Below are 12596 nucleotides of genomic sequence, written 5' to 3'. Positions count from 1 at the left end.
TTTAATGGTAATCGCTAAGGGCGTCATCTAATGCTCCGTAAGCTCGAACTATTATCTATCTGGAAATCGCTAATCGATCGCCGAGTGCCTTGGCAATTAGTGACAATTTTAGGTGTCGGTTTGGGCGTCACGGGACTAGTTTTAGGTACCAAACATCTCGGTTGGTGGGAGATGGGCGAACTCGCAGCTTACGATCGCAGCGTCCGGTGGCGATCGCCGATTCCGCCCGATCCTCGACTGCTAATCGTCGCAATTACCGAAGAAGATCTCGATCGCCTAAAAGTTTGGCCGTTACCCGATCGGACGATCGCTCAAATCATCCAAAAACTGACAGATAATCAAGCTAAACTCATTGGCTTGGACGTATTTAGAGCCAATCCGGTAGAACCGGGACATGCCAAACTCGTTGAGATTTGGAAAAAAAACGACCTGATTATTCCTGGCTGTCACCATCGTAACTTGAAGAATCCCGGCATTGCAGGCCCACCGGGCATTCCACCAGAACAATTGGGATTTGTAGATCTGGTTGTCGATCGCGATAGTATCGTCCGCCGTGCCTTACTATTTATGTCTCGCGATCCCAAATCGCCCTGTACGAGCGAAACTAGTCTATCGCTCCAACTCGCCCAAGAATACCTGCTGCGCCAACACAATATCGGCGGTAGCTTTGACTCAAAAAATGAATTTCGGCTTGGTACAGCGCATTTTCACCGCATCTCCGGCACCGATGGCGGCTATCAGGATGCCGAGCATGGCGGATATCAGATTTTGCTCGACTATCGACGGCGGCGTGATGCTAATACTCAAAAAGTGAGTATTGCAGTAGCTCCGATTGTCTCAATCTCAGATCTGTTGAACGATCGAGTCGATCCCAAGCTAATTAAAGATCGGATCGTCCTAATCGGTTCTACCGCTAGCTCCCTTAAAGACGAATTTCTTACCCCCTATAGTGCCGGAGCCGCAGCAGATGCCACGATGCCCGGTGTGATGGTACACGCACAGATTACTAGTCAAATTCTCAGCGCAGTCTTAGATAAACAGCCGTTATGGTGGTTTATTCCCGATTGGGCGGAAGGCTTTTGGGTGGGCGGTTGGTGTTTGACGGGGAGCTTAATGGCTTGGTATGTTCGCCATCCAATCCGCTTATTTGCCGTGACAAGTGGTGCGGCAATGCTGTTAGTGGGTGGATACGCAATTGCGTTTGCAAATTCGGGGTGGCTGCCGTTGGTGAGTCCCTTGGTGGGTTTAGTGACAAGTAGTGTTGGGGTGTTGGGCTTGACTAGCTATCGCACGCAGCAGCAACAACAAGAAATGGCAAATTTGGCTAGAGAGCAAGATCGCGCCATTGCCGAACTCAAGCTGTTGTTGAGTCAAACAGCTCCCTCTTTTACCATCCCAGCGACGCAGACACCCCCAGTGTTATTACCTACGACGGAAGCTTTAGAAACGACGATGGCTCTGGGCACCGATGGCGACTCCCCAACAGTTTTAGATCGCGTCGATGCTACTGTCAAACAAGACCAAACTCCCAGTCTCGATCGAGTAGTTGGTGCCATGCCACCCAATTATCTGTTAGATGGACGCTATCAAGCCGAATCGACATTAGGTGCTGGCGGTTTTGGGGTGACTTATCTAGCTCGCGACACCAAACTTCCTGGCAAACCGCAATGCGTCATCAAGCAATTAGTCCCCGCCAGACGCGATGCTAATTTTGTAAGTTTGGCGCGGCGACTATTTAATACCGAAGCCGAGATTTTATCTAAATTAGGACACCATTCTCAAATTCCCCACTTATTCGCTTACTTCGAGCATCAGCAAGAGTTTTACCTAGTGCAGGAATTTATCGACGGGACACCACTCGATCGCGAATTAGAAGGTGCTACCCAACCCTGGAGCGAGGAGCAAGTGCTAGATTTGTTGCGGCAACTCTTACCAGTCTTGGGCTTCATTCACAGTCAGTATGCAATCCATCGCGATCTCAAACCCGGAAATATCATTCGCGTTGGCGGAGCCTCTCTGAAAGAGAATCGCGCTCGTGGCAAACTAGTCGTAATTGATTTTGGCGCAGTCAAGGAAATTCAACCGCAGGTCCCAGACGATCGACAAATGACGATCGCGATTGGTACGCGCGGCTATACGCCTCCAGAGCAATTTGCTGGGCAACCTAATTATAGTAGCGATATTTATGCTTTGGGCACGATCGCGATCGAAGCTCTGACTAATACGCATCCTCGATATTTACCCGTCGATGAGAGTACTGGCAATCTCATCTGGCAAGATCGCGCCACTGTCTCGCCCGCACTAGCCAAAGTCTTAGATAAAATGGTCGCCTACCACTTTAGAGATCGCTATCAATCGGCAACTGCGGTACTGATCGATTTACCATAAGCTCATCGATCTAGCAGTTGTCATGGCAGTCCGATCGGGTAGATATTACCGCTCTAAAAAAGTAATACAATCTTGAATATCGCGACTCAGATCTTGCGGCCAAGAGCTTGTGCGCGTCCGTCACGAATAAGTTCGGATTGTGGAGCGCGACAACCTTTCTATCCCTGGAGCCTGTCACCTCATCTTCAACCATTGTTTTTTAACATGATATAAATTAGTAAAATAGTCAAAAAATCATCTGCTCGCTAAAATTTTTGTGAGTCGTGCGAACATCAAGCTAAGTTAGATTCCCGTAAAAATGTCTAAAGACAATCCATTTACTCCAAACGATTATATTCTCTCTTGGCAATCTAAATACGATCGGCAAGATTATGAGGGCGCACTAGCCGATTTAAATAAAGCGATCGAACTTAAAAGTAATTCGTTCGATCTTTATGTGAATCGTGGCTTATTGAAAGAGAATAAACTCCATGACTATTATGGTGCATTGGATGATTACAATATGGCCACACAGATCGATCCGAATGCGGCTGTGGTTTATAATAATCGCGCTTTACTCAAAGAAAAGCGACTCGATGACTGTAGTGGCGCATTAGATGACTACAGTAAAGCAATCCAAATCAATCCACAGACTGCTACTGCCTATAAAAATCGCGGTGCCCTTAAAGAAAATAGACTTCATGACTATCATGGCGCATTAGCCGACTATAGCAAAGCGATCGACCTCAACCCATATTCTGCCGCCGCCTATCGCGATCGAGGACTATTAAAATACGATAAATTCCAGGACTGGCAGGGGGCACTAGCCGATTACGATCGAGCGATCGAAGTCGATCCTGTCTATGCAGATGCTCACGTTCTGCGTGCGACCCTCAAATACGACCGTCTCGACGAGCCAGCTAGTGCAATTAGCGATTTAGAACGAGCGGTAATATTATATAAACAACAATACAACCCTGAAATGTACGAGCTGACACTCGCCCTCCTCAAGCAATGGCAAAACAAGTAAAGAGGTATAGTTTTTAGGTAGATAAGTCGATTTTCAAACGATCGCGATCGAGTCTATACTTTTACATACATTCAGTGGGTAGTTTACTTTGTATGCTACAGTAGAAAGAATATACAGCAACTTTGAATTTTGATTTTAGTTAACTAAAAATTCAATTAGTTTCATTTTAAACTCTATCAATCGGGATTGCTTTAAGCTGTCTTTACTGTTGGTATATTATTTAAAATAAAAGAATGAAAAAAATTTTAATCGTTGAAGATAGTCCATCCGAACGTGACTTAATAACGCTTTATCTAAAGAACAATAATTATCAAGTTATCTCTACAGATAATGCCGAAGATGGTATGGAATTAGCCGCCAATCAACAACCAGATGCGATTGTTACAGATATCACGATGGAAGGAATTAATGGCTTTGAGTTTTGTAGATTATTGAAGGCATATCCCGATACCAGTCAAATTCCTATTATCGCTTGTACGGCTCGCGATCGAGATTTAGATCGCTTTTGGGGTCAAAAACAGGGTATGGATATCTACATCACCAAGCCCTATTCCGAACAAGAGCTAGTTACGGCGATCGAATCCATTATTAAATAGCATTTTAGGCTTTAGGTTTTAGGCTTTGAAACTGCGTTTTTCCCACTCATCCACCCTTACTCCCGTAAGCCGGATGCATCTGTCGGCAAGATACCCAACTCGATTTGAAGCGATCGCACCCTGCCTTCTCGATTGAGCTGTAATGCAATCTTTTTACCAACTTGACTGGCTTCTACTTGCTGCTGGACGTCACTGGGAGTAGCAATAGATCGCTCCGCAACTCGGACGATGACATCTCCCGGACGAATGCCGCTAGACGCTGCTGGAGAATTAGGAATTACTTCCATCACGATCGCCCCCTGCTGGGCAGTTACTTTCGATCTCAAGCTGGGTTCTCGATCGATTCCAGCTTTAAGTTCGGCTGTCAAGGCAATCATTTGGACGCCTAAATAGGGGTGATTCACTTTGCCAGTGGCAAATAATCGATCGGTAATCCGCGTCGCCGTGCGGATCGGGATGGCAAACCCCACACCCTGAGCGCGATCGCGCATCGTCGTCCCAATGCCAATGACTTCGGCGCGCGCATTGAGCAAAGGGCCGCCAGAATTACCTGGATTGATGGCGGCATCAGTTTGGATAAAGTTGACCCGTCGATCGGGAATACCCGCTTGTGTACTCGTCCGTCCGATCGCGCTGATAATACCGACGGTGACAGAATTATCTAAGCCCAGGGGATTGCCGATGGCGATCGCCCATTCACCTTGAACGAGACGATCCGAGTTCCCCAGCTTAACGGTGGGTAAGTTACTAGCATTAACTCTCAAAACGGCCAGATCTGTCACGCGATCGATGCCAATTACTTTACCTTCCAATACGCGACCATTTTTGAGAGTGACTTTGACGCGCTTGGCTCCCGCAATGACACTAGCGGTAGTAACGATTTTCCCATCCGCGCTCACTATAAATCCGGCTCCAGTGCCCGCTTGACTCTTATCCTCCAGTAAACTTTCCAAACGCGACCCAGCCGCACGCCGATCGACCGCTGATGACTGCTGGTTAGAGTCGGGAACATCGATTTTGACCACTGCTGGCCCAATTTTAGCCACAGCAGCCGTGATAAAGTTACTATTATTATATTGAGGCGGGCGCGCTCCAATCGATTGCCGTGGCGCAGCAGCATTGTCATTGTCGCTCGATCGAGTCAGTGGCGATCGCTCTTGCTGGCGCAAATACGTACTGACACTCGTACCAACTCCAATTCCGGCGATCGCTAAGATCGTGCCTATGGCTATTTTTCTGGAGCGGATATCCATAGCGATCGAGTTATAAAATAGGTATACCTAGATTTTGAACCCGATTTCAGAAATACTCAACCGTCGATTGTCGGGAATTGGGAGTTGGGAGTCTAAGAGTTGGGAGCTGGGAGCTGCGGATGAAATCGCGCGGAGGTTCCCTCAGCGTGCGTTTCACCAAGCAGGGAGTTGAGAGTTGGCAGTGTGCCGAAAGACTAATCCTGCCAATCCTTTCATCTTGTAAATCCTGATGGTATTTCTACAGTTCCCCTCTAGCAATGCCGATCGCGATCGCTAATGTGAAGCAGCCGATGAATGTGGCTGCGAGCATAAACAACGCAAAAATTTCGCCACCAGACAGGGGTCGATCGGTCGGATCGAGATATGCTGACGAGCGATACCGATCTGGGCGCGACTTGAGCGGCTGGAAATTTTGCGGTATTTGCACCACGTACAGCCGCGAGTAGCCGATTTGGCGATCGTATGCGGAGCGGCGGTCGGGATGGCTGATAGTCGCGTAAGCTTCATTTAATGCCTGGAATTTTACCGTCGCCGTCGCCGTATTCAACACCGTCGTGTCTGGATGATATTTTTTACTCAACTCTCGATAAGCACGGCGAATTTCGATCGGGGATGCACTAGGATGTACGCCTAATAAAGCATAGTAAGTTTGCTGTTTACTATTCATGAAAATACTCACGCTCGATCGGCAGTTGCGAACTTCAACAAGGCAGGGCTGGCTCCAGTCGGATTTTCCCTTTATCCTTTAGTCTAGCAACATAAAAGCTTAGATAGCCCTAACCCAAGTTGCTACCTACTAGAATGCCAACGATTGAAACCGCTGAGTTATAGGTAGCAATTTAGGCTAGCCATTAGACTTCGCCCGATCGACGATGCCACAAATACAGGCTAAAATCAGCCAAGCGTGAGTATTCAAGCGTAACTCCAAAGCAGTCACGTCTGTGATGTTAAAGACGATAAACCCCGCAAAGGCAATGAGGTAGGTAAAAAAGATCGTCCGTTCCGATCGCCACTGGAGTGGAAAATTGAGAAATAGGAGCGTCCCCTGGCTTAAAATCCAACCGACTAAGCCAAATAGCGCGATCGTGGCGGGAATGCCCAAATTCGATGACAGCATCAATAATAAATTATGCGGGTAGCCCAACCAGATCTGACTGACTTGTTGATATAACGGGCCAAAACTTTGCAATCCCCACCCAGTTATCGGACGCGCTTGGGTCAGATTCCAGGCAAATTTCCACTGGGCGACGCGCGTCATTGCTTCGGGTCGATCTGGGTACATTTCATCGGTAATTCTCGCCCAAAAATAACGTGGCACGATCGATCTGAGCGGTTCTTTGAGCGGTGCTGGCGCGTAAGCCGCACTCAAAATGACCGTACCGATCGCGGTCACTATGCCTAAAATCCAGTACCAGCCTTGATAAATCGTAAATACTAGGCTGCTGGCAATGGCCACTCCCCACGCACCGCGAGAGCTAGTCAGAATCAAGCAGATGCTACACAGTCCCAAAATTACTCCCAACCACCATACCGCTGGAGCTTTCCAAAACTTGAGTGTTGGTGTCGCCTTAGCCTGTTGGTATCGATCGGCAATTAACCCCAAGCTGAAAATAAATACCATTTGCAAGTAAGCTGCCAACGGATTGGCATGTGCGAACACCGCCGACATGCGCCCCAAGGGATGTCCGTGTGGGTGCATCTGCCACAGATAGCCACCCGTATCGAAAAGGGGAATCGTCGTCCCCCAGCCGAACATTTGGCTCAAACCCAACAACATAATTGGTAATGCTGGAATCGTGACGATCCACGCCAGTTGCCGTAACTGATCTGGCGACTGAATTAGCATCCGATAAGCCGCAAAAAAGGCAAAAAATGGCAAAAAATTGACCAAACCCAATGCTGCATCGCCCGGTTGAAAGCCAAATAAAGATACCAGAATCAACCATGGGGACAAGATTGCCAAGCCCCAATTCGATCGCCGTCGCCTAATTTCGTCGCCGCAGTGCCGCCAAGTGTGGACTAATCCCCTAAAGATAAATATCGCCCCAATGAGCGGAACGAGCGGAAAGATAACAAACCCGATCCGTGCGGAATTCCACGCTAGTTGCAATTTCGGATTGGGGTGTTTCCATGTCGCGCCAGGAATGAGACTGAGGAGATTAGGCATCATCAAATTGCGATCGATTCTCTTACAACAGAGACTATACCAACAATTATGAGTCGCTAGATTCAACCAGAACTTTTTCTTGCCAGTTGCTAGTCTCGGTGGCGGGATAAAAACTCGCAATGATGCCTACTACCAACCACCAGAGGGTTTGAATCTGCGGGCGATACCACTCGGTATCGGTAGTACCTTGACCGACCGTGGCTACCATAGCGGCGATCGCGGCAATTAACCAAAAAGCTTGCGGATCTCTGGTCTGACGCATTTTTGCTAAACCTTGCAAGCCACAATTAAATATTACCGCCAGCATCCACAGCAGACAGACGAACCCGACATAACCAATTTCGACGATCGTTTCTAGAAAGATCGAGTAAGCACTCAACGCGCTAAAGCGAGGACTAGTTTGATAGACCGGATACATCCGCTTAAACACCCGATCTCCAGGCCCAATGCCCCACAGCGGTCGATCGTGAATCATTTTAGCCACCGCTTTCCAGACTTCGATCCGGACGTTATTACTACTATCTTTACTACCACTAAAAATACTCAATATGCGATCGCGCAAGCTCGGAATCACCAACATAGCTACACCACCGACGGCCAAAATCGCGCCTAAAGCCATCGGCAATGCCCAAGATCTCCAAAACTGGGACAATGTAGGCCGCAACCAGTAATAAACTAAAGCAGCAGCAACGACGATTCCCATCACTGCCCCCACCCACGCACCGCGACAGTAGGTCACCATCAGACAGTACGTATTCACCACTACCATCAAGCCTGCGAGGATTTTTGGCAATCTACCGCGCCAAATAAAACAGGCTGCCACACTAAACGCGATCGCTGGCAACAGATAGGCAGCTAAAAGATTGGGATTATTGAGATAACTATATACTCGTGTCGTCTTAGCTAACGTAGACTCGGCATCCACCCATGTTGCCAACTGTTTGGCACCATATAGCGATTGATGCACCCCATACACACTGACAACTAGAGCAACGTGCAAATAAATCCCAATCAGCCAATCCCGAATCCGACTCGATCGACACAACCGCGCCAGCATCATAAATAATATCAAGTAGAGAGTGACTAAATTTAGTCCTCTAAATGCGAGATCTTTGGCTGGCGATAAACCAGTGGAGATGGCGGAAACTCCCCAGAACGCCAGTAACGTGACGTGAATGGGCGTAATCCCATTACCGCGATTGTCTGCTAAAGTCAGCAGTACCCAAAAAGCCGCTACCCCAGCGAGCAACAACCCAACTAGTTCTGTAGATAAGCCGAGGGCTGGTACGAAGGGAGATACCACAAACACGATCGATGTCAAGATTGCCCCAATTTCGTCACCCCTTTGCAGTAGCAAACTCTGTTGTCGCCAAGCTTGTAAGGAGCCGACCCAGCGATGAACGTAACTAGCATCAAACCAGTTGTTTGGGGAGATGTCTGATAATGTCAGGCGTTGCCAAAAAGAGTACATTAAATTAGTTGATAGTTGATAGTTGATACTAGGGCGGGCAGTTCCCACCATCTAAATCTCAGGTATTCTCTATCTAATAAATATTTATACCGATCTACTTATTTACCGCTTTCCACTACCGAGGTTTCAATCGACATCAATTCAATTGAATGAGTTTTTAGCAAGCACGAGACTTAACGTAACATTTAACTTACCACTTGAGTAAGTTAAATTGCTCCATATCGACGGTATCGCGGTTACGATAGATCGAGAGGACGATCGCCAAGCCTACGGCTGCTTCTGCTGCTGCGATCGCAATGACAAATACTGTAAATACTTGGCCTTTGATTTCGGTTGAATCGATGTAGTTAGAAAAACTCATCAAATTTAGATTGACCGCATTTAACATCAACTCGATCGACATCAATACGCGGACGGCATTCCGACTGGTCACCAATCCATAAATACCGATACAAAATAGTGCAGCGGCTAAAATCAAAAAATACGGTAATTGTAATTGCAACATCTAATTTCTTCTTTATTCTTTAATTTATTAGTGGCGATCGAGTTTGAAAATAATTTTACTCGATCGCTCATAAACCTTCGGCAAATCTTTCAGCACGAATTACTTCTGCCTTAACTACTTACCAGCTAATTCGCGAGGGCGTTCTGGCAGCGTCAGGCTATCTTGAGTGGATGTGATACCACTAACAGTATCGGGCATAAAGTCGCGACGAGCGAGAATAATTGCACCGACCATCGACATCAGTAACAACACCGAAGCTAATTCAAATGGCAGTAGAAAATCGGTAAAAAAGTGCTTGGCGATCGGCACGATCGAGCTAGACATCGGCATTGTCGTCGAGAGCTTCCAGGGAGTCACGAGCGATACACTGCCTAACAGTGCAAATAACCCGCCACAAACTACTACCGTCATCCCTTGTCTGATCCAACTATTTTTTAGCGGTTTAAAGTCTTCACGTTTATTTACCAACATGATGGCAAATAAAATCAAGACGTTAACTGCCCCGACATATACCAAGATTTGTGCTGCCGAAACAAAATCAGCATTGAGCAGAACGTAAATTCCCGCCATACTGATAAACACTCCACCTAATAAAAAGGCGGAATACACAATATTCGCAAATAGTACCACCCCTAAAGCTGCTCCCAACATTAGTAGTGAGAGAATTCCGAATGTAACTAACTGAACACCTTCAGCAATTTGCATTTTTGTTATTAATTAAATCTAGGTTTGAACAGCGTAATTGCTACAGCGATCGCCATAGCAGATCGGATTTAATTGATGATTGACAATTAACAAAGGTTTAACTCACACCTTTAAGGTAGATTGTTGTTATGGTGAGGCTTAAGTTTAAATCTTCACCCTAACAACCCAATTATCAATTATTAATTATCAATTAATTTAATTGCTCTTAGCTCGTTGAGAACCAGCGGGTAAATCATGAGGCTCCATTACATCTTTGGGTAAGTAAGCCAACGTCCGTAGAGCAGTCACCATCGGATCGTCAGTAACTTTGGTCGGCAGGCGACCGAGGGCGACATTATCAAAATTGAGTTCGTGCCGCTCGAATGTCGCTAGTTCGTATTCTTCGGTCATCGACAGACAATTAGTCGGACAGTATTCTACGCAGTTACCACAAAAGATACATACCCCAAAATCGATACTATAGCTATTGAGTTTTTTCTTCTTGGTCGCTTTATCGTATTCATAATCGACGACGGGTAAATTGATCGGACATACCCGCACGCAGACTTCACATGAGATGCATTTGTCGAATTCAAAATGAATCCGTCCCCGAAATCGTTCGGAGGGAATTAGCTTTTCGTAAGGATATTGAACCGTAATCGGACGCCGCTGCATGTGATCGAATGTCACCGCTAGTCCTTGACCGATATATTTGGCAGCCTGAGCGGTTTCTTTGCCGTAGTCTACTACTTGTTTGAGAAATTTCAGCATGATTTTGGATTTTGGATTTTGCGATTGAAATCACGCGGAGGTTTCCTCCGCATGTGTTTCAATCAAGACGGATTTTGCGGCTCGCGCTCTGGAGGTTCCCTCCAGATTGAGCGAGACAGCGACGCATCGAACGGGAGGTTCCCTCCCGTTTGTGTGCGTCAAGACAAGACAGGATTTTGGATTTTGGATTGGGGAGAGAGCATACATTAAACTCTTCTCTAAAGCCTAAAGCCTAAAGCCTAAAGCCTAAAGCCTAAAGCCTAAAGCCTAAAGCCTAAAGCCTAAAGCCTAAAGCCTAAAGCCTAAAGCCTAAAGCCTAATACCCTTATCCTCCAAAAGCAGTGGGAAATGCTAACTTCAGAGCCGCAGTAATGAGCAAGTTAGCTAGAGAGATAGGCAGAAGGAATTTCCAGCCAAGATTGAGGAGTTGATCGATGCGAACGCGGGGGACAGTCCAGCGAGTGAGAATGGCGATGAATACTAAGAAATAGGCTTTGAGGAGGGTCATCGAAATCCCGAGAGAAGCATCCACCACTTGCACCCATGATGTAGTCGGATCGACACCAAGTAGATTGCTCAACATTTCGATCGGAATTGGACTCGACCACCCGCCGAGATACAGAATTGCTACCAACAGTGCCGATAGCACCAGGTTGACGTAAGAGCCAACGAAGAACAGTGCGAACTTCATGCCTGAGTATTCTGTTTGATAGCCAGCTACCAACTCTTCCTCCGCCTCGGGGAGGTCGAAGGGCAAGCGTTCGCATTCAGCTAGAGCTGCAATCCAAAAGATAACGAAGCCAACTGGTTGTCGCCAAATATTCCAAGAGAGGATGCCATAGCCAGCTTGCTGATTGACAATATCGATCGTATTCAAGCTATTCGACATCATCACGATCGCCAGCACCGACAAGGCTAACGGAATTTCATAACTGATCGACTGAGCCGCAGCCCGCAATCCGCCTAGTAAGGAGTACTTATTATTCGACGAATAGCCTGCCATCAGTAATCCAATCGGGACGATACTCGACAACGCAATCCACAAAAAGACCCCAGTGTTGATATTTGTAATTACCAAATTTTGGCCGAAGGGGACGATTAGGTAAGACAAAAATACGGGCATTACCACCAAGACTGGCCCCATCGTGAAGAGAATCGGGTCGGCTTTTGCAGGTAGAATATCTTCTTTAAAGACGAGTTTGAGACCGTCGGCAACTGGTTGTAATACGCCCAGGGGGCCAGCATATTCAGGGCCGATCCGTTGTTGGGCTGCGGCAGAGATTTTGCGTTCCAACCAGACATTGACGAGTACGCCGACAGTTGCACCAATAATCATCAGCAACATTGGAAACGGCATCCAGATCACCTTAGCCAGTTCGGCTGAGATCCCCAAGTCACTGAGAGATTGGATAAAAGTACCTTGAAGGTCAATACCTGAATTCATAATATATGGGTTCTTATTTTAAGCAATCTATATGCGCGAGTCGATCGCCACGATCGGAAGGTGGGGATTGGTGCGGAAGATCGATTCATCCCTCATCTCGATCGATAACAATCTATTTCACTCGGTTATTTAACGACGGTAACAATCTATCCTCGCAGTTTAGTTAGGGTGTCGATCGACGATCTAAGGTCGGGAATCGCGGATCGGAGCTATGTATTTATTAATATAATTTGCCCCTACTAGTATATCGCGGCAAGAGTATTTAGCGATCGATCGTCACTATCCTCGATCGACCGCCATCTCTATGA

General features: G+C 46.9%; 11 protein-coding genes. 3 read left to right on the top strand and 8 right to left on the bottom strand.

Translation table 11 applies throughout. The features are described 5' to 3' along the window. Nucleotides 1-30: 30 nt before the first annotated feature. From CHA6605_RS02830 to CHA6605_RS02820, 3 genes are all read left to right on the top strand, one after another. Nucleotides 31-2388: a CHASE2 domain-containing serine/threonine-protein kinase gene (locus CHA6605_RS02830; protein ID WP_015158038.1), complete on the top strand. Its 2358-nt coding sequence runs from the start codon at nucleotides 31-33 to the stop codon at nucleotides 2386-2388. Nucleotides 2389-2686: 298 nt separating this feature from the next. After that, nucleotides 2687-3397 (top strand): tetratricopeptide repeat protein, encoded by a 711-nt coding sequence (locus tag CHA6605_RS02825; RefSeq protein WP_015158037.1) that lies wholly within the window; start codon nucleotides 2687-2689, stop codon nucleotides 3395-3397. A 233-nt stretch (nucleotides 3398-3630) separates the two neighbouring features. Next, complete coding sequence (locus CHA6605_RS02820) at nucleotides 3631-3993, top strand: response regulator transcription factor (protein WP_015158036.1); 363 nt, start codon at nucleotides 3631-3633, stop codon at nucleotides 3991-3993. Nucleotides 3994-4049: 56 nt separating this feature from the next. Here the strand turns inward: CHA6605_RS02820 and CHA6605_RS02815 are convergent, their stop codons facing one another. The 8 genes from CHA6605_RS02815 to nuoH form a co-directional block, all read right to left on the bottom strand. Beyond that, entirely contained in the window at nucleotides 4050-5246 is a 1197-nt protein-coding gene (locus CHA6605_RS02815) for a trypsin-like peptidase domain-containing protein (protein ID WP_015158035.1), read from the bottom strand. Nucleotides 5247-5484: 238 nt separating this feature from the next. Beyond that, nucleotides 5485-5913: a J domain-containing protein gene (locus CHA6605_RS02810; protein ID WP_015158034.1), complete on the bottom strand. Its 429-nt coding sequence runs from the start codon at nucleotides 5911-5913 to the stop codon at nucleotides 5485-5487. Between the two features lie 177 nt (nucleotides 5914-6090). After that, entirely contained in the window at nucleotides 6091-7416 is a 1326-nt protein-coding gene (locus tag CHA6605_RS02805) for an O-antigen ligase family protein (RefSeq protein ID WP_015158033.1), read from the bottom strand. 43 nt (nucleotides 7417-7459) lie between these two features. After that, the gene (locus CHA6605_RS02800; protein WP_041548641.1) at nucleotides 7460-8884 is read right to left on the bottom strand and encodes an IctB family putative bicarbonate transporter; all 1425 of its coding nucleotides are present in this window, start codon (nucleotides 8882-8884) and stop codon (nucleotides 7460-7462) included. Nucleotides 8885-9074: 190 nt separating this feature from the next. Then, a complete protein-coding gene (gene nuoK / locus CHA6605_RS02795) occupies nucleotides 9075-9389 on the bottom strand; it encodes an NADH-quinone oxidoreductase subunit NuoK (RefSeq protein WP_015158031.1) in 315 nt (104 codons plus the stop codon). A 114-nt stretch (nucleotides 9390-9503) separates the two neighbouring features. Beyond that, complete coding sequence (locus CHA6605_RS02790; RefSeq protein ID WP_015158030.1) at nucleotides 9504-10094, bottom strand: NADH-quinone oxidoreductase subunit J; 591 nt, start codon at nucleotides 10092-10094, stop codon at nucleotides 9504-9506. A 195-nt stretch (nucleotides 10095-10289) separates the two neighbouring features. Then, on the bottom strand, nucleotides 10290-10841 hold the full coding sequence (gene ndhI, locus CHA6605_RS02785) for an NAD(P)H-quinone oxidoreductase subunit I (RefSeq protein ID WP_181243965.1): 552 nt from the start codon (nucleotides 10839-10841) through the stop codon (nucleotides 10290-10292). Nucleotides 10842-11169: 328 nt separating this feature from the next. Further along, complete coding sequence (nuoH, locus tag CHA6605_RS02780) at nucleotides 11170-12288, bottom strand: NADH-quinone oxidoreductase subunit NuoH (RefSeq protein WP_015158028.1); 1119 nt, start codon at nucleotides 12286-12288, stop codon at nucleotides 11170-11172. Between the last annotated feature and the right edge of the window lie 308 nt (nucleotides 12289-12596).

Source organism: Chamaesiphon minutus PCC 6605, from assembly GCF_000317145.1.
Lineage (GTDB): Bacteria > Cyanobacteriota > Cyanobacteriia > Cyanobacteriales > Chamaesiphonaceae > Chamaesiphon > Chamaesiphon minutus.
The sequence above is the reverse complement of the archived record's forward strand: the minus strand, read 5'-3'. Positions and strand labels throughout refer to the sequence as shown.

Excerpts from the sequence above, each read along its gene's own strand:
- CHA6605_RS02830 (WP_015158038.1), top strand. The coding sequence starts at position 31 with ATGCTCCGTAAGCTCGAACTATTATCTATCTGGAAATCGCTAATCGAT.
- CHA6605_RS02825 (WP_015158037.1), top strand. The coding sequence starts at position 2,687 with ATGTCTAAAGACAATCCATTTACTCCAAACGATTATATTCTCTCTTGG.
- CHA6605_RS02820 (WP_015158036.1), top strand. The coding sequence starts at position 3,631 with ATGAAAAAAATTTTAATCGTTGAAGATAGTCCATCCGAACGTGACTTA.
- CHA6605_RS02815 (WP_015158035.1), bottom strand. The coding sequence starts at position 5,246 with ATGGATATCCGCTCCAGAAAAATAGCCATAGGCACGATCTTAGCGATC.
- CHA6605_RS02810 (WP_015158034.1), bottom strand. The coding sequence starts at position 5,913 with ATGAATAGTAAACAGCAAACTTACTATGCTTTATTAGGCGTACATCCT.
- CHA6605_RS02805 (WP_015158033.1), bottom strand. The coding sequence starts at position 7,416 with ATGATGCCTAATCTCCTCAGTCTCATTCCTGGCGCGACATGGAAACAC.
- CHA6605_RS02800 (WP_041548641.1), bottom strand. The coding sequence starts at position 8,884 with ATGTACTCTTTTTGGCAACGCCTGACATTATCAGACATCTCCCCAAAC.
- nuoK (WP_015158031.1), bottom strand. The coding sequence starts at position 9,389 with ATGTTGCAATTACAATTACCGTATTTTTTGATTTTAGCCGCTGCACTA.
- CHA6605_RS02790 (WP_015158030.1), bottom strand. The coding sequence starts at position 10,094 with ATGCAAATTGCTGAAGGTGTTCAGTTAGTTACATTCGGAATTCTCTCA.
- nuoH (WP_015158028.1), bottom strand. The coding sequence starts at position 12,288 with ATGAATTCAGGTATTGACCTTCAAGGTACTTTTATCCAATCTCTCAGT.